The 20,524-nt window shown below is 73.4% G+C and carries 15 protein-coding genes; 3 read left to right on the top strand and 12 right to left on the bottom strand.

Translation table 11 applies throughout. The features are described from left to right. Positions 1-35 precede the first annotated feature (35 nt). From NBH00_RS15580 to NBH00_RS15565, 4 genes are read right to left on the bottom strand one after another with little or no spacing between them, the layout of a single operon-like run. On the bottom strand, positions 36-2,135 hold the full coding sequence (locus tag NBH00_RS15580; protein WP_254569513.1) for a M14 family zinc carboxypeptidase: 2,100 nt from the start codon (positions 2,133-2,135) through the stop codon (positions 36-38). Between the two features lie 2 nt (positions 2,136-2,137). Beyond that, positions 2,138-3,451 (bottom strand): competence/damage-inducible protein A, encoded by a 1,314-nt coding sequence (locus tag NBH00_RS15575; RefSeq protein WP_254569512.1) that lies wholly within the window; start codon positions 3,449-3,451, stop codon positions 2,138-2,140. Then, the gene (locus NBH00_RS15570) at positions 3,451-4,263 is read right to left on the bottom strand and encodes a helix-turn-helix domain-containing protein (RefSeq protein WP_302182640.1); all 813 of its coding nucleotides are present in this window, start codon (positions 4,261-4,263) and stop codon (positions 3,451-3,453) included. Before NBH00_RS15570 ends, NBH00_RS15575 begins: the two co-directional genes overlap by 1 nt. Positions 4,264-4,307: 44 nt before the next feature. Next, on the bottom strand, positions 4,308-7,037 hold the full coding sequence (locus NBH00_RS15565) for a DNA translocase FtsK (protein WP_254569510.1): 2,730 nt from the start codon (positions 7,035-7,037) through the stop codon (positions 4,308-4,310). A 233-nt stretch (positions 7,038-7,270) separates the two neighbouring features. On the opposite strand from NBH00_RS15565, the gene NBH00_RS15560 reads away from it, so the two are divergent. Both NBH00_RS15560 and NBH00_RS15555 read left to right on the top strand, forming a co-directional pair. Further along, entirely contained in the window at positions 7,271-7,957 is a 687-nt protein-coding gene (locus tag NBH00_RS15560) for a response regulator transcription factor (RefSeq protein WP_254569509.1), read from the top strand. Beyond that, complete coding sequence (locus tag NBH00_RS15555; RefSeq protein WP_254569508.1) at positions 7,950-9,365, top strand: sensor histidine kinase; 1,416 nt, start codon at positions 7,950-7,952, stop codon at positions 9,363-9,365. Before NBH00_RS15560 ends, NBH00_RS15555 begins: the two co-directional genes overlap by 8 nt. Before the next feature lie 4 nt (positions 9,366-9,369). Here NBH00_RS15555 and NBH00_RS25290 read toward each other — a convergent pair whose 3' ends face one another. The 3 genes from NBH00_RS25290 to dapA form a co-directional block, all read right to left on the bottom strand. Next, positions 9,370-9,495 carry a hypothetical protein gene (locus NBH00_RS25290; RefSeq protein ID WP_302182639.1) on the bottom strand — a complete coding sequence of 42 codons (126 nt, stop codon included), beginning with the start codon at positions 9,493-9,495 and terminating at the stop codon, positions 9,370-9,372. 149 nt (positions 9,496-9,644) lie between these two features. Continuing rightward, a complete protein-coding gene (locus NBH00_RS15550; protein WP_254569507.1) occupies positions 9,645-11,312 on the bottom strand; it encodes a ribonuclease J in 1,668 nt (555 codons plus the stop codon). 7 nt (positions 11,313-11,319) lie between these two features. Continuing rightward, positions 11,320-12,171 carry a 4-hydroxy-tetrahydrodipicolinate synthase gene (gene dapA / locus NBH00_RS15545; RefSeq protein WP_254569506.1) on the bottom strand — a complete coding sequence of 284 codons (852 nt, stop codon included), beginning with the start codon at positions 12,169-12,171 and terminating at the stop codon, positions 11,320-11,322. Between the two features lie 139 nt (positions 12,172-12,310). Here dapA and recD2 point away from each other — a divergent pair, with 139 nt between their 5' ends. After that, positions 12,311-14,440, top strand: coding sequence for an SF1B family DNA helicase RecD2 (recD2, locus tag NBH00_RS15540; protein ID WP_254569505.1), 2,130 nt, complete (start codon positions 12,311-12,313; stop codon positions 14,438-14,440). 895 nt (positions 14,441-15,335) lie between these two features. Here the strand turns inward: recD2 and NBH00_RS15535 are convergent. From NBH00_RS15535 to NBH00_RS15515, 5 genes are read right to left on the bottom strand one after another with little or no spacing between them, the layout of a single operon-like run. Next, on the bottom strand, positions 15,336-15,740 hold the full coding sequence (locus NBH00_RS15535) for a hypothetical protein (protein ID WP_254569504.1): 405 nt from the start codon (positions 15,738-15,740) through the stop codon (positions 15,336-15,338). Then, positions 15,737-16,246, bottom strand: a complete 510-nt coding sequence (locus tag NBH00_RS15530; RefSeq protein WP_254569503.1) for a GNAT family N-acetyltransferase — start codon at positions 16,244-16,246, stop codon at positions 15,737-15,739. The genes NBH00_RS15535 and NBH00_RS15530 overlap by 4 nt, the downstream gene beginning before the upstream one ends. Before the next feature lie 13 nt (positions 16,247-16,259). Next, positions 16,260-16,943, bottom strand: coding sequence for a 4-hydroxy-tetrahydrodipicolinate reductase (locus NBH00_RS15525; protein WP_254569502.1), 684 nt, complete (start codon positions 16,941-16,943; stop codon positions 16,260-16,262). Continuing rightward, positions 16,943-18,202, bottom strand: a complete 1,260-nt coding sequence (locus NBH00_RS15520; RefSeq protein ID WP_254569501.1) for a M16 family metallopeptidase — start codon at positions 18,200-18,202, stop codon at positions 16,943-16,945. The genes NBH00_RS15525 and NBH00_RS15520 overlap by 1 nt, the downstream gene beginning before the upstream one ends. A gap of 7 nt (positions 18,203-18,209) precedes the next feature. Beyond that, on the bottom strand, positions 18,210-20,510 hold the full coding sequence (locus tag NBH00_RS15515) for a polyribonucleotide nucleotidyltransferase (RefSeq protein WP_367401258.1): 2,301 nt from the start codon (positions 20,508-20,510) through the stop codon (positions 18,210-18,212). Positions 20,511-20,524 lie beyond the last annotated feature (14 nt).

Raw genomic sequence — 20,524 nt, 5'->3', positions numbered from 1 at the left:
CGTCGAACGTCTGTTCGCGTACACCCGGCGGGGCGTCAGCCGCGCGCCACGACGATGCGGCGCGTGAGCGTCGTGGCGTCGCCGTCCGCGGCCCGGACGAGCACCCGCGCCGTCAGCCGGCGCGGCCCGGCCCCCCGCGCGAGCAGGGCCCGGCCCGCCGCGCTGAGCCGCGCGCGCACGAGCGTCGAGCGCCGCGCCGCGAGGCGCGCGCCCGCCCCCGGGAGCGACGCGACGGTGCGGGAGCCCGACGACACGACCATCGTCGCCCGGCAGGCCACGGGGCAGGTGACCGCGAGCATCAGCTGCCGGTGGCGCACGACCGAGGCGCGCGTCTGCCGCGGCGCGGTCGCCGAGACGCGTCCGGCCGTCCGCGCCACCGAGCCCGCCCCCTCCCGCGTGCGCGGCAGCGACGCCGGATCGCACGGGTCGACGTCGACGACCTGGCCGCGGTCCGCGAAGACCGCCTTGGTCGCGAGGACGGCCCCGGCCCGCTCGCACGTGAGCGTCCACGTCTCGGTCGTCCCCCGCGCCCGCGCGAACGGGCGCGTCGACGGCCCCACGTGCCACGAGAAGGCCCCGCCGCCCGCGGGCGCGGCCAGCGTCACGTCGAGCACGTCCGGCGTCGCGAGCGGCGTCCCGGTCGGCCCGCAGGCGTCCGCGGAGAGCGAGTCCGAGCAGCGGGGGCTCGTCACCGTCGTGAAGTCCTTGTGGAGCCTGAGGGTCACGCCCGCGGGGACGCGGCCGCGCACGATCGTGTGGTCGCGCGGGTCCGCCGCCTCCTCCGCGGCGAGGAGCAGCGCCTCGCGCACCCCCTTGCCCGCAGGCCCCGGCGACGCGCCTCCGCCGAGGTACTGGTCGACGACGTGCGTCTGGTAGGTCCCCTGGAAGTCCGTGTCGCCGGGGAACGCCCCGGCCGTCTCGATCGTGTACCCGAAGGCGCCCTGGGCGACGTAGTTCCAGTCCTCCGTGGCCCCGGTGACCTCGTAGAGCTCGTACCCGAAGCGGCTCGCGTAGCCGGTCGCCGCCCCCATCGCGTCCCCGAGCGCCTTCAGCCGCGCCTCGTCGGGCGCGAGCCCGAGCGCCCGGAAGCCCGGCGGCCGCAGGACGAGCCCGGCGACGTCGTGCAGCGACTGCACCCCGGTCACGGCGAGGTGCTGGGTGAACTCGTGGACCGCCTGCGCCTCGGGCTCCGACCACGGGCCCGTGCCACGGTAGGTGTCGTCGTCGGCGGACGTCGAGGCGCCGGGCCCACCCCAGAACGCGCCGTAGTTGCGGTTCAGGTCGACGCCGCGGTGCCGCGCGCACCCGCCGCCCGCCGGATCGCCCGCGTCCGCCCGGCAGTTGCGGCGCTTCAGCGCGGCCGACGCGTTCAGCTGCCCGCCCGGCAGCGTCCCGCGCGAGTAGGCGTAGCCGTCGGGGTTCACGACCGGGACGACGACGATCCGCTCGGCGGCGAGCAGCGGGGCGATCCGCGGGTCCGCCTGGTGCTGCACCAGGTCGAGCGCGAACTCGAGGGCGATCTCCGCCGAGGGCCACTCGCGCGCGTGGTGCTCGCCCAGGACGACGTACACCGGGCGCCCGTCGTCCGCCACGTCGACGTTCGCCGCGATCTCCACGCCGGTGATCGGCTGCCCGTCGACCGAGCGCTCCGGCAGCGTGATCCGCCGCACGAGCCCCGGGTGGCCGGCGGCGAGGGTGTCGAGGTCGGCCTGGACCTCCGCCGGGGTGCGGTACGTCGTGCGCCCGCTCGGGAGGCCGGACGCGCGGGGCGTCGCGGCCCGCAGGCGCGCCGCGCGGACCGAGGCCGCCGCCGCGCTGCGCAGGCGCGCGAGCTCGTCGGGGACGACGGTGACGGGCGCGAAGCCGGCGGCCCGCAGCGCCCGCCGCTGGGCGTCCGACCGGGCGATGACGGTCGCCGAGCGGGGCGTGACGTCCTCGGTGACGTCGAGGCCGAGCGCCTCGAGCTCCGGGACCTGGACGGCCGGGGCGGTGAGCGGCACGCGCTCGACCGACACACGCGGCGGGACGGCGCCCGCGGCGGTCGCGGCCGTGGGGACGCCGAGCCCGACACCGCCCAGGAGCGCGCACGCGAGCGCGAGGCCCGTCGCCGCCCGCTGCCCGCGCGCGGCCCGCACGGTCAGCCCAGCGGCTCCGACGGCGGCTGCTCGTCGCGCAGCACGCTGCGGATGAGGTGCAGCCCGGCGACCGTCGCCCGGTCCCGGACGTCGGTGCGCGCGCCCGGGATGACGAGGCGCCGTGACGCGGCGACCCCGCCCTCGCGCGTGGCGACGGCGCAGCAGACGGTGCCGACGGGCTTCTCCTCGGTGCCCCCTCCCGGCCCGGCGATGCCGGTGACGCCGATCCCGATGTCCGCGCCGAGCGCGCGCACGGCCCCGAGCGCGAGCGCGTGGGCGACCTCGGGCGAGACGGCGCCGTGGGCCTCGATGAGCTCCGGCGGGACCCCGGCGAGCGCGGTCTTCGCCTCGTTCGCGTAGACGACGAGGCCGCCGGTGACGTAGTCGGACGATCCCGCGAGGTTCGTCAGCCGCGCGGCGATGAGCCCGCCGGTGCACGACTCGGCCGTGGCGATGTGCCAGCCGCGGGCCCGCAGGAGGTCCGCGACCTGGACGTCGACGGACGACCCGTCGTCGCTGTAGAGCGTGTCGGCATGCCGCTCGCGCACGAGGGCGACGAGCGCCTCGTACGTCGCGGTGGCGGGCGGTTCGTAGCGCGTGACGATCTCGATCTCGCCGCCGCGCATGCACGTCGTGATCTCGAGGGTGTCGAGGTCGATGCCCCCGGCCTCGGCGCGGCGCAGCGTCTCGGCGATCTCCGATTCCGGGATGCCGTAGAGGCGCAGCATCTGCTGGTCGTAGGACGTGCGGCCGGCGGTCGCGGCGGCGAACGCCTCGGTCTGGACCGCGGCGGCCCACATCGGCTGCAGCTCCCGCGGCGGGCCGGGCAGCACGAGCACGGTCGGGCCTGCGGCCTCGTCGGCGGGCGTCACGAGGAGCCCGGGCGCCGTGCCGACGGGGTCGAGGATCGTCGCGCCCTCGGGGATGACGGCCTGCTTGCGCGTCCCCGCCTCGAGCGCGTCCATGTCGAGGCCCTTCCAGCGGGCGACCATCGGCCGCAGGATCTCGGCGATCCGCTCCTGCAGCACCTCGTCGAGGACCATCGGGCGGCCCTGGAAGGCGCCGACGACCTCGGCGGTGAGGTCGTCGGCGGTCGGCCCGAGGCCGCCGCTCGTGACGATGAGGTCCATGCCCTCGGAGGCGAAGAACCCGAGCGCCGCGGTCATGTCCGCGGACCGGTCCCCGACGACGGCGATGTGGGCGACGTCGACGCCGAGCTCCCGCAGCTGCTCGACGACCCACGGGCCGTTGCGGTCCGCCACGCGGCCGGTGAGGACCTCGGTCCCCGTGACGACGATGCCGGCGCGGGCGGCCATCAGCCGGTGCACCCCGGGCGCAGCGCCTTCGGCAGGGCGCTCAGCCCCTTCTTCGTGATCTGGACGAAGACGCCGCTCGTCGTGACCGCGTCCTTCGGGAACGCCTTCCGCTTCCCGTTCACGCGCAGCTCGGCGTTCTCGTTGCCGAGGACGAGGCGGAAGCGGCTCGACTTGAAGGTCTTCGGCGGGGTCGACGGCGTGAGCGTCGCGCCGTTGATGCGCGCACCGGGCTGCCCCTTGGCGGCGAGGCAGGCGTAGACGGTGCCCGTCGGGACGATCTTCAGCCTGATGAGCTTCGAGGCGGGCTTCGCCTTCCGCTTCGTCGTGGCCGCCGGCTTCGCGGTCGTCCGGGCGGCGGTGGTCGTCGTCGCGGGCGTCCCCGCGGTCGCCGGGGTCGAGCTGCTCTTGTGGTCCTTCCCCCCGACGCGGCTGAGGATGAAGATGACGACGCAGAGCGCGAGCAGGACGCCGGCGACGAGGTAGGAGCGCGGCAGCACGGGCGGCGTGGGCCCGCGGCCGCGGCCGCCGCTCGTCGCGCGGGTCGGGCCGATGGGCCGCGCGAGCTCGTGGTCGGACAGGCGCTCGTGGCGGAGCTTGTACTCCTCGACGAGGAGCTTCGCGTCGAGGCCGAGCGCCTCGGCGTACGTCCGCAGGAAGGTCTTGACGTAGGTCGGGCCCGGGAGCAGGTTCCACTCCTCGTTCTCGAGCGCGCGCAGGTACTTCGCGCGGATCTTCGTCTCGGATTCGATCTCCGAGATGTCGATCCGCGCGCGCATGCGCGCTTCCCGAAGCGTGGGTCCGATCTCCGGCATCCGACGCAGAGGCTATCGGCGGGGCGGGCCGGGACGCGCGGCCATCAGGTGTCGAGGATCTCGACGGGGTCCGGCCGCTCGGGCAGGACGGTGTCCGGCGGCTCGGCCGCGGCGTCCGCCCCGTCGGCCTCCCCGCCTCCGCCACCCTCGGCGAGCGCGGCGAGGACCCGGGGCAGATCGCCGGCGCTGACGAGCACCGTGCGCGGCTTGGAGCCCTCGTAGCCAGAGATGATCCCGCGGCGCTCGAGCATGTCGACGAGCCGGCCCGCGCGGGTGTATCCGAGGCGCAGACGGCGCTGGAGCATCGAGGTCGACGCCGTCCCCATCTCGACGACGAGCGCGATCGCCTCCCCGAGCAGCGGATCCTCGTCGGGGTCGAAGCCGTCGTCGTCGGTCTTCTTCTCGGGCTCCTCGGCGACGACCTCGGCGAGCAGGTCCTCCCGGATCTCGGGCTCGCCCTGCTCGGCCCAGAACTCGGTGAGCTTCGCGATCTGCGGCTCGTCGATGTACGCACCCTGGATGCGGTGGAGCTTCGAGGAGCCGACGGCGCTGAAGAGCATGTCCCCCATGCCGAGCAGCGACTCGGCGCCGTTCTGGTCGAGGATGACGCGCGAGTCGGTCTGGCTCGAGACGCTGAACGCGATCCGCGAGGGGACGTTCGCCTTGATCATGCCGGTGATGACGTCCACGCGCGGGGACTGCGTCGCGAGCACGAGGTGGATGCCGACCGCGCGGGCCTTCTGCGCGATGCGGATGATCGAGTCCTCCACGTCGCCCGGCGCGACCATCATGAGGTCGGCGAGCTCGTCGATGACGCAGAGGATGTACGGGAGCGGGTCCTGCTCGTTCTCCAGGCGGTACTTGTTGAGCTCCGGCAGCGAGCGCGTGCGGGCCATCGACATGATCCCGTAGCGCCACTCCATCTCGCGGACGAGGTTCTGCAGCGCGTTCGCCGCCGACCGGGGCGAGGTGATGACCGGCGTGAGGAGGTGCGGGACAGCCTCGTAGTGGTTGAGCTCGACCTGCTTGGGGTCGACGAGGATGAGCCGGACCTCCTCCGGCGTCGCGCGCAGGAGGATCGACGAGAGCATCGCGTTGATGCAGCCGGACTTGCCGGCGCCGGTCGTGCCCGCGACGAGCAGGTGGGGCATCTTCGCGAGGTCCGCGTGGATCGAGGCGCCGCTGACGTCCTTGCCGAGCCACACGGTGAGCGGCGAGGAGCCCTTCGGCGGCGGGCCGTAGACGTCGCCGAGCGTGACCATCTGGCGGTTGACGTTCGGGACCTCGACGCCGACGGCGGTCTTGCCCGGGATCGGCGCGAGGATGCGGATCTCGGTCGCGGCCAGCGCGTACGCGAGGTCGTCCTTCATCTGCGCGACCTTCGACATCTTGATGCCGGGCGCGAGCTTCAGCTCGTAGCGGGTGATGTGCGGGCCCGAGACGGTGCCGATGACCTTCGCCTCGACGTTGAAGTGCGCGAGCGCCTCGATGAGCCGTTGCGCCGTCGCCTCCTGGCCGCGGAGGTCGGGGCGCTGCTGGTCGGGCGCCGAGCGCGTCAGGAGCGCCGCGCCGGGGCGCGTCCACTCGATCTCGCCCTCGCCCAGCGGCAGGCGGGCCTGCTCGCCGATCGGCACGACCGCGGTCGGGTCCTCGTGGAGGGGGTCGACCGGGGCGCGGTCCTCGTCGTCCTCCGGGGCCACGGCGGCGGGCGCGGGCTTCGGGCGCACGCGGACCGGTGGCGGCGGCACCGGGGCGTCCTCGAACGGGTCGTCGAGGACGTCCATCACCTCGTCGGAGGGCGCGGGCACGGCCGGCGGAGGCTCCGGCGGCGTCGCGGGACGCCCGCGCAGGACCGGCATCGGCTCGTCGCCGAAGAGGTCGGGGTAGCGCACGGCGCCGTCCAGCTGGGTCGTGCGCTCGGCGGGCCGGATGATGACGTCGACCTCCGCGGCGTCCGGCGGCGTGACCTTCTTCGCGCGGGCGCGGGTGGCCTTCACGGGCTCCTCGCCGGCGAACGGGCTCTCGGTGGGGAACTCCTCGTCGCCCCACGGGTCCCGGGCGGGGCCGCCGCCCCCCGTGTGATCGGGCTCGCGGCGCGTCGCCGGCGCCACGGTGCGCAGGACGCCGGTCGCGTCGGCGGCGACGGTCGCGGTGGCGCGCAGGACCCCGGCGATCGACGCGCCGGTGAGCAGCAGCACGCCGGCGGTGAGGAGGAAGACGCAGACGATGTGGCTGCCGATCGTCCCGAGCAGCGTGTGCGTGACCCAGAAGATCGCCTCCCCGGTGATGCCGCCACGGGGCTCGAACGTCGACCGGACCCAGAACGCGCCGTGGGCGCCGGACGGGCCGAGGCCGAGCGTCCCGGCGCTGAGGCCGAGCAGCAGCGCGGTGACCAGGCAGAAGGCGCCCGCGCGGAACGGGCGCATCGTCGGCAGGACCGGCGACAGGACGAGCAGCGCGCCGCAGGCGACGAGGAGGACCGGCGCGCCGTAGCGCAGCTCCCCGGCAATCCAGGCGAGGGCGTCGACGAGGCCACCCCCGGCGGCGCCCCCGTCCCAGCCGAGGTAGAGCGGGAAGGCGAGGAAGATGCCGGCCGCGACGAGGCCGAGCCCGATGAGGTCCACGTGGTGCTGCTCGAGCAGCGGCAGGCGCGGCGCCCATGCCGCGTTCGAGCGGTGAGCCCGGGCACGCGGCGGCGCCGCCCCCCGGGTACGGGCGGCGGGCTTGGCCGCGGGCTTGCGCGTGGGCGATGACGTCTTGCGGGCAGGAGGCATTGGCTTCCGCCCTCCGTTCGACGTCGGGGCGCCGGACCCTGCCCGGCTCGGCGGGTGACCGAGTCGTGTGAACGCGTGCGTTCATTCGCCGGACGGGCTTGCGAACCGGCCCAGGTGGAGCGCGGCGGCAGCCGCGCGGCCGACAGGGTCCCGCCGCCGGTGACGGAGCCGGCGGCCGCCCCGAGCGCGCCCCTTGAAGCGCCCTTGATACGGCGCTTCTACAGTTCCGCGGTATGACGGACACCGATCGGGCTGCGCGAGTGCTGGTCGTCGAGGACGACGCCGACATCGCGCAGGCGCTCCAGCGCTCGCTGCGCCTGGAGGGCTACGAGGTGAAGATCGCCTCCGACGGCCAGGCGGCGCTCGACACCGCGAGCTCGTACGTCCCCGACCTCGTCATCCTCGATCTCGGCCTCCCCAAGGTCGACGGGATGGAGGTCGCGCGGCGCCTGCGGTCCGGCGACGACGTCCCGATCCTCATGCTCACCGCCCGCGACGCGCTCGACGCGCGGGTCGAGGGCCTCGACGCCGGGGCCGACGACTACCTCGTCAAGCCGTTCGAGCGCCAGGAGCTCCTCGCCCGTATGCGCGCGCTCCTGCGCCGCCGTCCCCCCCGCGGCAGCGCCTCCGTCGTCGTCGCCGACCTGTCCCTCAACCCGGACACCCACGAGGTCAAGCGCGGCGAACGCGACGTCGAGCTCACCCAGCGTGAGTTCGAGCTCCTGGAGTACCTCATGCGCAACGAGCGCATCGTCGTGCCGCGCCAGCGCCTGCTGGAGGAGGTCTGGGGCTACGACCCGTTCGCGACGACGAACACGATCGAGGTCTTCGTGAGCAACCTGCGGCGCAAGCTCGAGGCGGGCGGCGAGGCACGACTGCTGCACACGATCCGCGGCGCGGGTTACGTGCTCCGTGCTTGAGCGGTACCCGATCCGGTGGCGGCTCGCGGGCATCTCCGCACTGCTGACCTTCGTGATCCTGTCGGTCTTCGCGACGGTCGTCGGCGAGCTCACGACGCGCCGCATCCGCAGCGACTTCAACAACCAGCTGCAGGTGACGGCGAACAACCTCTCGGGCTCGCTGAAGATCAACATCAACGCCAGCCGCAGCCACATCGAGGTCAACCCGGACCTCACGGTCGCGGCGGCGGCGAACAACGCGAGCATCCGGATCCTCGGGCTCGGCTTCCGCACGCTGAAGGCGTCGCGGAACGCTGCCGACCTCGGGACGCCGTCCGACGAGGGGCTCAGCACCGTCGGTCGCTACCGCGTCGCGACGAAGCTCGTCCCGTTGTTCGTCCCCGGCGGCCAGCGCGTCGGTCAGGTCTACCTCCAGTACGGCCGGCGCCTCTCGGACCTCGACGCGACGATCGGGCGCGTCCGTTTCTTCCTCCTCTTCGGGGTGCTCGGGGGGACCGCGGTCGCCCTCGCCGGCGGATCGATGCTCGCGCGGCGGGCGATGAAGCCGATCGCGGACCTGACGGCGGCGACCCGCGAGATCGCGCGCACCCGGGACCCGAACTCACGCGTCCCCGTGCCGGACGCCGACGACGAGGTCGCCGAGCTCGCCACGACGCTCGACGAGATGCTCCGGGCCCTGGAGGCCTCGCGCGCGGAGACGAGCCAGATGCTCACCCGTCAGCGCGCGTTCGTCGCCGACGCGTCGCACGAGCTCCGCACGCCGCTGACGAGCGTCCTCGCGAACCTCGAGCTCCTCAGCGAGATCCTCGACGGCGACGCCGGGGACGCCGCCCGCAGCGCCCTGCGCTCCTCGCAGCGCATGCGGCGGCTCGTCGCCGACCTCCTCCTGCTCGCCCGGGCCGACGCCGGCCGCGAGGCGACGCGGACGACCGTCGACCTCGCCGAGGTCGCCCGCGACGCCGCCGGCGAGCTGCAGTCGATCGCCGGCGAGCACGCCTTCGCGCTGGACCTCGATCAGAGCGTCCCTGTCTACGGCGTCCGGGACGACCTGCACCGCGTCGCCCTAAACCTCATGGAGAACGCCCTGCGCTTCACCCCGCCGGGCACCCGCGTCGAGGTGAGCGTCACGCGCGAGGGGACGGACGCGATCCTCGCCGTCGAGGACGACGGTCCCGGTGTCCCGGATGACCTCACCGACCGGGTCTTCGAGCGCTTCGTCCGCGGCGCGGGCGACGGCGGCGGCTCGTCCGGGCTCGGCCTCGCGATCGTCAAGGCGGTCGCCGAGGGCCACGGCGGCGAGGTCCGTCTCGCCCCGCCGCTGGACGGCGTCGGCGCGCGCTTCGTCGTCACGCTCCCGCTGCTCGCGAGCGCGGTGCCGGCCGACGCGGCCGAGCGCACCCGCGCCTGAGCGGCTACGCGCGGTCGGCGAGGCCCTTCGCGACGAGGACGAGCACCACGGCGCCGAGCACCCGCCGGAAGGCGTTTGTGCCGCGGGCCAGCTCCTCGTAGGCCCAGATCGCCAGCGCGACCCGGGACACCGCCCAGGCCCACTCCGCCGCCCGCCCGCTCGTCGCGCCGTGGACGAGCGACGCGAGCAGCGAGACGATGAGGGGCGCGTTCGGGAACTGGACCAGCGGGTAGCGCGCGGGCCAGCCGTGCTGCGCCCGCGCCCAGAGGTCCGTGCGGCTCAGACCTCCACCACCACGGGCATGACCATCGGGCGGCGCTTGAGCTTCTTGAAGACGAGCGCGGCGAGGTCGTCGTGGAGGATCGACTGCAGCGCGTCGAGGTCGTGGACCCCGTCCTTCGCCGCCTGGATGAGCGAGGCGTCGACGCCGTCGCGGATCTCGTCGATGAGCTGCTCCTCGTCGACCGAGTACGGCACGCCGCGGAAGATGACCTCCGGGTCGGCGACCGACTCGCCCGTCTGCTCGGAGATCGTCGCGACGACGACGAAGATGCCGTCGCCCGCGAGCATGCGCCGGTCGCGGAGGGCCGCGTCCGCCTCCTCCCCCAGGTCGACGCCGTCGACGTAGATGACGCCGGACTGGACCTTGTCGACGAACCGCGCGCCTTTGCCGTCGATCTGCAGGGGCTTGCCGTTCTCGCCCTTGAAGATGTTCGCCGCGGGGACCCCGACGGCCTCGGCGAGGTCCGCGTGCATCTGGATGCGCTTGTGGTCGCCGTGGAAGGGCATGACGTACGTCGGCTTCGTGAGGTTCAGCATGAGCTTGACCTCCTCCGCGTAGCCGTGGCCCGAGGCGTGGATCGGCGCGTCCTTCGTCGTGATGACCGTGCAGCCCATCTCGTAGAGGCGGTCGACGGTCTCGTTGACCGCGCGCTCGTTGCCGGGGATCGGCGTCGCGCTGAAGACGATCGTGTCGCCCTTCTTCAGCTGCACCTGATGGTGGTCCTTGTAGGCCATCCGGCGCAGCGCGCTGAGCGGCTCGCCCTGGGACCCGGTGGAGACGACGACGACCTTGTGGTCGGGGAACTGGTCGATCTCGCGCGGCTGGATCTGGATGCCGTCGGGCAGGTCGATGTGGCCGAGCGACTTGCCGATGTTCGTGTTCTTCTTCATCGACCGGCCGATGAGCGCGACCTTGCGGTTCAGCGCGGCGGCGGCGTCGACGACCTGCTGGACGCGGTGGATGTTCGACGCGAAGCACGTCACGATGATGCGGCCGTCGCAGCGCGAGAAGACCTCCTCGAGGTGCGGCCCGGCCACGGACTCGCTGAGCGACCAGCCGGCGCGGTCGACGTTCGTCGAGTCGCCGCAGAGGAGCGTGACGCCCTCCTTGCCGATCTCCGCGAGGCGGGCGATGTCGGCCGGGTTGCCGTCGACCGGGGTCTGGTCGAACTTGTAGTCGCCCGTGAAGAGGACCGTGCCCGCGGCGTTGCGCAGGACGACGGCGCTCGCGTCCGGGATCGAGTGGGTCATGTGGACCATCTCGAGCTCGAACGGACCGATCTGGTAGCGCTCGCCGTCCTTCGTGTCGATGCACTCGACGTCGCGGAGGCGGTGCTCGTCGAGCTTCGAGCGGGCCATCGCCATGGTGAGTGGGCCGCCGTAGATCGGGATGTCCTGCGTCTTGAGGTCGCGCAGGATCCACGGGAGGGCGCCGAGGTGATCCTCGTGCCCGTGGGTGACGACGATCGCCTCGATGTCGTCGATGCGGTCCCGGAGGTAGGAGAAGTCCGGAAGGACGAGGTCGATGCCGACCATCTCCGCGGTGGGGAAGCGCAGGCCGACGTCGACGATGATGATGCGGTCGTCGAGCTCGACGACCGTCATGTTCTTGCCGATCTCGCCCAGGCCGCCGAGCGGCAGGACGCGAAGGGTGGGGGTGCTCATGTGGGTTCTAAGTCTCCATGAGGCCGTGCCGCACGAGCATCGCGCGGATGACGGCGATCTCCTCGGCGTCGGCCTCGACGTACGGCAGGCGCGGAACCCCGGCGCGGTGGCCGAGGAGGTTGAGCGCTGCCTTGATGGTCATGGCTGCGGGGCCCACGCCGAGAGCGGCGTAGACGTCCTGAAGGTCCTGGTCGATGGCGGCCCGCTGATCGGGCTCGTCCACCATGCGGTGCATCGCGGGGCCGACGACGTGGCTGGCGGTGAGGATGCCCCCGGCGCCTCCCATGTCGAGCGTGCGCGCGAGCACCTCGTCGTTCCCGGCGTACAGCGCGAGGCCGTCGACGAGCGCGAGGTTGTCGTTGTTCGCCTGCTTCACGCCTTCGACGTGGTCGAGCTGCGCGAGCTCGGCGAGGAGGTCGTTCGGCATGTCCGAGCCGGTGCGGCCGGGGATGTTGTAGAGGATGATCGGGCGGTCGGCGGCCTTGGAGACCTCCGTGAAGTGCGCGACGATCCCCCGGCGGTTGGGCCGGTTGTAATACGGGTTGACGGACAGCAGCGCGTCGACCCCGAGCTCGCAGGCGCGGCTCGTGAGCTTGATCGCGTGGCGGGTGTCGTTCGCGCCGACGCCGCCGATGACCGTCGTGCCCTCGGGCTTGTTGCGGACGGCGAGCTCGATGACGCCGAGGTGCTCGTCGTCGTCGAGGGTGCTCGCCTCGCCCGTCGTGCCGCAGACGACGAAGCCGTCGGTGCCGTTGGCGGCGAGGTGGCCCATGAGGGCGACGAACGCGTCCTCGTCGACCGCGCCCTGCGCGTCGAACGGGGTGACGATGGCGGTGATGATGGCTCCGAGCTGCGGCATGGCCGGTCCAGTATCCCAAGGTCGCGCCCGCATCCCCCGCCCGACCTGTGTCCGGTGTGTCCGGAAGGTGCGCCGATTCTGCGACTTCGGGGCGCCCCGGGGCCCGATCCGGCTGGTCGCGGCCGTACGCTGACGGCAGATGACCGTCGCCCCCGACACCGAGCAGCGCGAGCTGACCGCGGAGATCGTGACCTCCCGCTGGCGGGCGGAGGACGGTGATTTCGCGATCCTCGGCGTGCTCACCGACGAGGGCGAGGAGGTGACCGTCAAGGGCGCGCTCGGCCACGTGCAGATCGGTGAGCGCGCGACGCTCGGCGGTGCGTGGCAGCGGCACGCCAAGCACGGCTGGCAGTTCGTCGTCGACAAGGTGCTCATCGCCGAGCCGGTCGGCGATGCCGCCCTCATCGCGTACCTCGCGTCGATCAAGCACGTCGGGCCGAAGGGGGCCGCGTGGCTGCTCGAGAAGCACGGCGACGAGGTGCTCGGCGTCATCGACGCCGACCCCGAGCGGCGGCTGCGGGCCGTCCCCGGCATCGGGCCGGCGAAGCTCGGCGCCGCCGTCCGCTCGTGGGAGACGCAGGGCGCACTGCGCGCGGTGCGGCTGTTCCTCGAGCAGCACGGCGTCCCGGCGGCGGTCGCGGCGCGGATCTACCGGACGCTCGGCAACGACGCGATCGTCCAGCTCCAGCGCGACCCGTACTCCCTCACCGAGGTCGACGGGATCGGCTTCGCGACGGCGGACGCGCTCGCCCGGGCGCTCGGGGTCGGGGCCGACAGCCCGGGGCGCCTGGACGCCGGGCTCGTCCACACCCTGCAGCAGGCCGAGCTCGACGGCCACTGCCATCTCCCCCGCGGCGAGCTGCTCGTACGGGCGCGCCGTCTGCTGGGCGACGAGGCCCCGGTCGAGGACCGCCTCGCGTTCCTGGCCGCGGCGGGCCGTGTCGTCCTCGAGGAGGGCCGCGTCGCCGAGGCGTCGATGTACGCGACCGAGCGGGCGCTCGCGCGCAAGGTCCGCGAGCTGCTCGACGCGGACGCGGCCTTCACCCTCGGCGAGGTCGAGCGGCCCGCGGGCGGGGCGTTCGTCCCGACCGACGCGCAGTGGGCGGTCGTCGACCACGTCCTGGAGGGCCGCCTCTCGATCCTCACCGGCGGGCCGGGCACGGGCAAGACCGCGTCGATGGGGACGGTCGTCGACGTCCTGCGGGGGAAGGGGCGCTCGGTGCGCCTCTGCGCGCCGACGGGCAAGGCGGCGCGGCGCCTGACGGAGACGACCGGGGTCGACGCGACGACGATCCACCGGCTGCTCGAGTGGATCCCCGGCGAGGGCTTCACCCGCGACCGCACCCACCCGATCGACGGCGCCGACGTCCTGATCGTCGACGAGGCGTCGATGCTGTCCGTCCGGCTCGCGGAGTCCCTGCTCGACGCGGTCGGCCCCCGCACCCATGTCCTGCTCGTCGGGGACGTCGACCAGCTCGCACCGGTCGGGCCCGGCCGGGTCCTGGAGGACCTCATCGACTCGGGCGCCGTCCCGACCGTCCGGCTCACCGAGATCTTCCGTCAGGCGGCGCGCTCGATGATCGTCCGGGCCGCCCACGCGATCAACCACGGCGAGCACCCGCCGACGCGGCCGGGCGAGGGCGACATCCACGACTTCTTCCTCATCTCCCGGCCGGACGCGTCGGCGATCTTCGCCGAGATCGTCGAGCTCGCCGCGACCCGCCTGCCGGCCCACTACGGGCTCGAGCGGGAGACCGACGTCCAGGTCCTCGCGCCCATGCACAAGGGCCCGGTCGGGATCGACGCCTTCAACAGCGCGCTGCGCGAGCGGCGCAACCCCGACGGTCAGGTCGTCTCCGGGACGCCGCTGCGCGTGGGCGACCGGGTCATCCAGACGAAGAACGACCACGAGCACGAGCTCATGAACGGCGAGCTCGCGGTCGTCGTGTCCTACGACGACGACCGCGACGCAGCGATCCTCGCCTGCGACGACGGCCGCACGCTGCGCCTGCCGGTGAAGGACTGCGCGACGCTCCGCCTCGGCCATGCGATCTCGATCCACAAGTCCCAGGGCTCGCAGATGCCGGTCGTCGTCGTCCCGCTCTTCCGTGGTCACCACGTGATGCTCACCCGCAACCTCGTCTACACCGCGCTCACGCGGGCCGAGCGCGCGGCCGTGTTCGTCGGCGACACCGCGGCGCTGGGCATCGCGCTCGGGCGGCGGGACGCGGGCACGCGGTACACGCGGCTGGCGGGGTTGCTGGGGTAGGTGAGGCTCCGGCGGGTTCGGGCGTGTCCCGGAAGGTCCCGGCGGGTTCTGGCCGGGACGCTGACGTGGGCGACGCTCACGCGATCGGGGCCGGCGGGGTGCGGGCGTGTACGGCGGGGCTGGTTACGGCGGCCGGGGTGCGGTGGTGGTGCCGGCGTGCGCGACTGGTCGGGCGCTCTGCGGGGCGGCGTGTGGTCTGGACGGGGAATATCCCCTTCCGGGCCGCACGCTGCCCGGCGCCGGGAGGGTTCGAGGGGAGGTGCGTCCGGCCAGGCGGGTTCAGGCCGGCGGGGTGCGGGCGTGTAAGGCGGCGCTGGTTACGGCGGATGGGCGTCGTGGTGGTGCCGGCGTGCGCGTCTGGTCGGGCGCACTGCGGGGCGGCGTGTGGCCTGGACGGGGAATATCCCCTTCCGGGCCGCACGCTGCCCGGCGCCGGGAGGGTTCGAGGGGAGGTGCGTCCGGCCAGGCGGGTTCAGTCCGGCTGGGAGGACACACCTCGCGCGGGAAGCCCCCCCGGCTCAGCGGCGCCCGGGGACACACCTCGCGCGGGAAGCCCCCCCGGCTCAGCGGCGCCCGGGGACACACCTCGCGCCGAAGCGCCGCGGCACTCCACACCGCCGTATCCAGCTCGCTGTAGGCGCCCGCACCCCGACCACCCCACTCGCACTCGCGCCGCCACGCCCGCGCCACCACCCGAAGCCGAAGCACCGTCAGGCGGTTCCGCTGAAGCGCGACATGACGCCCGCGTCCGCGGAAGCGTCCACCGCGCCCGCCCCCGCCCCGATCACCGCGCCCGCCCCGCCCGCAGCATCCCCGCCCCGTCGCAGCATCCCCGCCCCGCAGCAGCATCCCTGGCCCGCCCCGCCCCCAGCACCCCCGGCCCGCCGCCCGTCCCCTACTCCCGCCGGTCCTCCGCCCACCGTCCTGGCTGCTCGACCGCCGCGTCCGAGTCCTTCAGCGCGTTGGTGAACCTCCGGCCGACCCGGGGCGGGGCGACTCCGCCCTCGCCCTCCCACAACGTGATGACGAGGGCCTCGCGGCCGGCGCGGTCGTAGCGGCAGACGTAGACGACCGCGCGGTCGACGAGGCAGCGGACGTAGAGGGAACCGCGGGCGCCGGTGGCGCCGGGCGGTGCCTCGTCGTCCACGCGGCCGGCGGCCCAGGCCCTCGCGACGCGCCCGGCGATCTCGCTCTTGACGTCGACCTCGCCGGTGCGCGAGCCGACGCGCTGCCGGAAGCGCTCCGCGGCGTGGTTCGTGACCGCGACGGTGGGGACCGGCGGGACCTCGAACGCGGTCACAGCTCCCGCCGGTAGAGGACGTGGGTGCCCCACGGGTGCGGGGTGCCGCGGCCCGGGACGAGCGTCCAGCCGCGGCGCTCGTAGAACGTCCGCGCGTGTTCATTGCCCTCGAGCACCCGCAGCGTGGCGGCGGCGTGGCCAGCCGCCCGCAGCGCCTGGTCGGCCTCGGTCGCGAGGGCGGTGCCCAGGCCGGCCCCCTGGGCGGGCGGGTCGACGTAGAGCGAGGCGACCTCCCCCGTGCCGAACGCGCCGGCGACGTCGGCGTCCTCGCTCGACGGCCCGATCGTCACGACCCCGCGGACGGCACCCGCCACGTCGGCGACGAACGTCTCCCCCGGCGCGAACGACAGGCGCGCCACCCACTCGGCGGCGCGGGTCTCCTCGTCCGCCTCACCGAGCAGCGACGCGTCGACGAGGTCGGCGTAGTTGCGCCAGAACGCCCGGCCCTGCAGGGCGGCGATCGCCCTGGCGTCGGCAACGGTGGCGCGGCGGGTGATCGTCGCCACGGGCGGGCCGGCCTCAGGCCGAGGGGAACAGCACGTGCTCGAGGCCGACGACGAACGGCTCGGACTGGTCCGCGACCCGGCGCACGGCGAGCACGACACCCGGCATGAACGACTCGCGGCTGAGGGAGTCGTGACGGATGGTCAGCGTCTCCCCGAGCCCGCCGAGGATGACCTCCTGGTGGGCGACGAGGCCCGGCAGGCGGACCGAGTGGATGGGGACGTCGCCCGCCATCATCGACGCGGTCCGGGCGGCGGTGCCGCTGGGCGCGTCGAGCTTCTGGTCGTGGTGCAGCTCGATGATCTCGGCCTTCTTCATGTGCTGCGAGGCCTCGGCGGCGAAGCGCATCATGAGGACGGCGCCGATCGCGAAGTTCGGGGCGAAGAACGCGCGGGCGCCGTCCTTCGACGCGGCGGCGGCCGCGGCGACCGCGTCCTGGTCGAAGCCGGAGGTCCCGATGACGACGTGGACGCCGGCGGCGAGACAGGCCTCCGCGTTCGCCTGCGCGGTGTCGGGCCGGGTGAAGTCGACGACGACGTCGACGTCGCCGAGGATCTGCTCGAGCGTCGCCCCGAGCGCCGGGTCGGCCTGCCCGGCGAGGACGAGCCCGTCGGCCGCCTCGACGGCCGCGCACACCGACAGGCCCATGCGGCCCGCGGCGCCGGCGACCCCGACGCGGATGACGCCGTCGCCGGCCATCAGGCCGCCAGCGCCTTGTCGAAGACCGCCTCATCGGCGCCGATGCCGGCGACCGACAGGCGCTCGGGGGCGTACAGCTCCCGGGCGAGGGCGAGGACGTCATCGAGCGAGACGGCGTCGATCCGCTCCTCGAGCTCGTCGACGCTCATGAGGGGCATACCCGCGAGCACCGAGGCACCGAGGCGGTTCATGCGAGCTACCGTCGACTCGAGCGAGAGCAGGATGCGCCCCTTGACGTTGTCCTTCGAGCGCTCGAGCTCGTCGGCGCTGATGCCGTCCTGGCGGAGCTTCTCGAGCTCGACGTTCACGATGCCCATGGCGGTCCCGACGTTGTCCGGGCGCGTGCCGACGTACAGCCCGACCTGGCCGGTCGTCGCGTACTGGGCGGAGAAGGAGTAGACGGCGTAGGCCAGGCCGCGCTTCTCGCGGATCTCGACGAAGAGCCGCGACGACGAGGTCCCGCCGAGGACGTTGTCGAGGATGCGCAGCGCGAAGCGGCGGTCGTCGTCGCGCTTCAGGCCGGGAGCGCCGAGGCACACGTGGTACTGCTCGGTGTCCTTGCGGACGAACTTCGAGCGCTGCTTGAGCTCGACGACCGTGTGGACATCCGGCGGCGCGGCGGCGCCCGCAGCGGGCGCGGTGTCACCGACCATCGCGACGAGCGCGTCGTGGTCGATCGAGCCGGCGGCCGCGACGACGACGTTCCCCGGCACATAGCGCGCCCCGTGGAACGCCGCGAGGCCCGCGGCGGGCGTCCCGGCGACGACCTCGGCGCGGCCGATGATCGCCCGGCCCAGCGGGTGGTCGCCGAAGACCGCGTCGCCGAGGACGTCGAAGACCTTGTCCTGCGGGTCGTCCTCGTACATCGCGATCTCCTCGAGGACGATCTCGCGCTCGGCGTCGAGCTCGCCCGCGTCGAACGTCGGCCGCCAGACCATGTCGGCGACGACGTCGAAGGCCCGGTCGAGGTGCCGGTCCAGGACGCGGGTGTACACGGACGTCGACTCCTTGCCCGTCCCGGCGTTGAGCTCCGCCCCCATCGCGTCGAAGATCTGGTCGATCTCGAGGGACGCGTAGCGCGGCGTGCCGCGGAAGAGCATGTGCTCGATGAGGTGCGAGAGCCCCGCCTCGTCGTGCGACTCGGCGGCACTCCCGACCCCGATGAAGACACCCAGGGCGGCGGACCGGACGGAGGGCATGGCCTCCGTCACGATCCGCAGCCCCGAGTCCAGCTCGGTGATGCGGTGCTCGGTCAGCACCGCGGACTCAGCCCTCGTCGCCGCCGGAGCGGTGACGCGGGCGGCCGGAGCCACGCGGGCCACGGTCGCGATCGCGGCCGCCACCCTCACGGCCACCCTCGCGGGGGCCGCGCGGGCCACGGGGACCGCGGTCGCCGCCGCCCCCACCGCCGCCGCCGGAGCCGACCGACGCGAGCTCCTCGACGGTCTTGCCCGCGACGTCCGGGTCGTCGGCCATGCGCAGGCCGATACGGCCGCGCTCGCGGTCCACCTCGACGACGCGGACGTTGATCTCGTCGCCGCGGTTGAGGACCTCCTCGACGGTGTCGACGCGCTTGCCGGGCGACACGTTCGAGATGTGCAGCAGGCCGTCGGTGCCCTTGGCGAGCTCGACGAACGCGCCGAACGTCGTCGTCTTGACGACCTTCGCGCCGTTGAACTCGTCGCCGACCTCGACCTCCTTCATCATCGAGCGGATGCGCTCGGTGAGGGCGTCGGCGAGGGCGCCGTTCGCGGAGTAGATGAGGACCTGACCGTCGTCGTTGACGTCGATCTGCGACTCGAACTCCTCGCAGAGGCCACGGATCGTCTCGCCGCCCTTGCCGATGAGCAGGCCGATCTGGGACTGGTCGATCTTGATCTTCGAGATGCGCGGGGCGTGCTCGGAGAGCTCCTCGTTCGGCGCCGCGATGACCGCGGTCATCTGGCCGAGGATGTCCAGGCGGGCGGCCTTCGCCTGCTCGAGCGCGTCCTTCATGATCTCGAAGGTCACGCCCGTGATCTTGATGTCCATCTGGAGGGCGGTGATGCCCTCGGCGGTGCCGGCGACCTTGAAGTCCATGTCGCCGAGGTGGTCCTCGACGCCGGCGATGTCGGTGAGCACCACGTAGTCGTCGCCCTCCTTGATGAGGCCCATCGCGATGCCCGCGACCGGCGCGGCGATCGGGACGCCCGCCTGCATCAGGGACAGCGAGGAGCCGCAGACCGACGCCATCGACGACGAGCCGTTGGACTCGAAGATGTCGGAGACGACGCGCACCGTGTACGGGAAGTCCTCGATCGACGGGATGACCGGGACGAGGGCCCGCTCGGCGAGCGCACCGTGACCGATGTCGCGCCGCTTCGGGCCGCGCATGAAGCCGGCCTCGCCCACCGAGAAGGGCGGGAAGTTGTAGTGGTGCCAGTAGTACTTCTTCGTCTCGAGCCCGAGGGTGTCCAGACGCATCTCCTCCTTCAGCGTGCCGAGGGCGGCGACGGAGAAGGCCTGGGTCTCACCACGGGTGAAGAGCGCGGAGCCGTGCGTGCGCGGGGCGACGCCGACCTCGATGCTGATCGGCCGGATCTGCGTCTCCGCACGGCCGTCGGGACGCTGCTTCTTGACGGCGATCCGCTGACGGATGGTCGACTTCTCGACCGCGTCGAACGCCTTGCCGGCCGCGGTGGCCGCCTCGCCGTAGGTCTCGGACTCGGGATCGCCGGCGTACTGGGCGACGACCGCGTCCTTGACCGCGTCGATCGCGGCGTAGAGCTCGAGCTTGTCGGTGTTCGACGTCGCCTCCTCGAGCGCGGCGCCGTGGGACGCCTGGATCTGCGCGACGAGGTCCTGGTCGACCGAGCCGGCCGTCGAGACCTCCATCTTCGGCTTGCCGCACTTCGCGGCGAGCTCGTGCTGCGCGGCGCACAGCTTCTTGATCGCGTCGTGCGCGATGTCGAGCGCGTCGAGGATCTCGGCCTCGGAGACGATGTTCGCCCCGCACTCGACCATGAGGATGGCCTCCTCGGTGCCCGCGACGATGAGGTCCATGTCGCAGTTGTCGAGGAGGTCCTGCTCGTTCGGGTTGACGACGAAGTTGCCGTCGACCTTGCCGATGCGGACCGCGCCGACGGGGTTCGGCAGCGGCACCGGCGAGATCATGAGCGCCGCGGAGGCGCCGTTCATCGCGAGGATGTCGTAGGGGTGCTCGTGGTCGACGCTCATCGTCACGGTGACGAGGTGCGTGTCGTAGCGCCACGTCTTCGGGAAGAGCGGACGGAGCGGGCGGTCGATCATGCGGGCGGTGAGGGTGCCCTTCTCGCCGGAGCGACCCTCGCGCTTGAAGAACGAGCCGGGGATCTTGCCCGCGGCGTACATCCGCTCCTCGACGTCGACGGTGAGCGGGAGGAAGTCCGCGTCCTTGAGGCGGCCGACCGTCGCGGTCGACAGGATCATCGTCTCACCCTGGGTGACGACGACGGCGCCGGAGGCCTGACGGGCCATGCGCCCCGTCTCGAAGGTGATCTCCGAGCCGGCGATCTCGACGGTGACCGTGGTCACGGCGTCATTACTCATATGTTTTTCCCTTC

The organism is Paraconexibacter antarcticus (assembly GCF_024220175.1).
Taxonomy (GTDB): domain Bacteria; phylum Actinomycetota; class Thermoleophilia; order Solirubrobacterales; family Solirubrobacteraceae; genus Paraconexibacter; species Paraconexibacter antarcticus.
Note: the sequence above shows the minus strand (reverse complement) of the source record. Positions and strands in the feature narration are given on the sequence as shown.

Bases quoted from the DNA above. Each gene is read 5' to 3' on its own strand.
- NBH00_RS15575 (WP_254569512.1), bottom strand. From the start codon at position 3,451: ATGGCCGCCCGCGCCGGCATCGTCGTCACGGGGACCGAGGTCCTCACC.
- NBH00_RS15570 (WP_302182640.1), bottom strand. From the start codon at position 4,263: ATGCCGGAGATCGGACCCACGCTTCGGGAAGCGCGCATGCGCGCGCGG.
- NBH00_RS15565 (WP_254569510.1), bottom strand. From the start codon at position 7,037: ATGCCTCCTGCCCGCAAGACGTCATCGCCCACGCGCAAGCCCGCGGCC.
- NBH00_RS15560 (WP_254569509.1), top strand. From the start codon at position 7,271: ATGACGGACACCGATCGGGCTGCGCGAGTGCTGGTCGTCGAGGACGAC.
- NBH00_RS15550 (WP_254569507.1), bottom strand. From the start codon at position 11,312: ATGAGCACCCCCACCCTTCGCGTCCTGCCGCTCGGCGGCCTGGGCGAG.
- dapA (WP_254569506.1), bottom strand. From the start codon at position 12,171: ATGCCGCAGCTCGGAGCCATCATCACCGCCATCGTCACCCCGTTCGAC.
- recD2 (WP_254569505.1), top strand. From the start codon at position 12,311: ATGACCGTCGCCCCCGACACCGAGCAGCGCGAGCTGACCGCGGAGATC.
- NBH00_RS15525 (WP_254569502.1), bottom strand. From the start codon at position 16,943: ATGGCCGGCGACGGCGTCATCCGCGTCGGGGTCGCCGGCGCCGCGGGC.
- NBH00_RS15515 (WP_367401258.1), bottom strand. From the start codon at position 20,510: ATGAGTAATGACGCCGTGACCACGGTCACCGTCGAGATCGCCGGCTCG.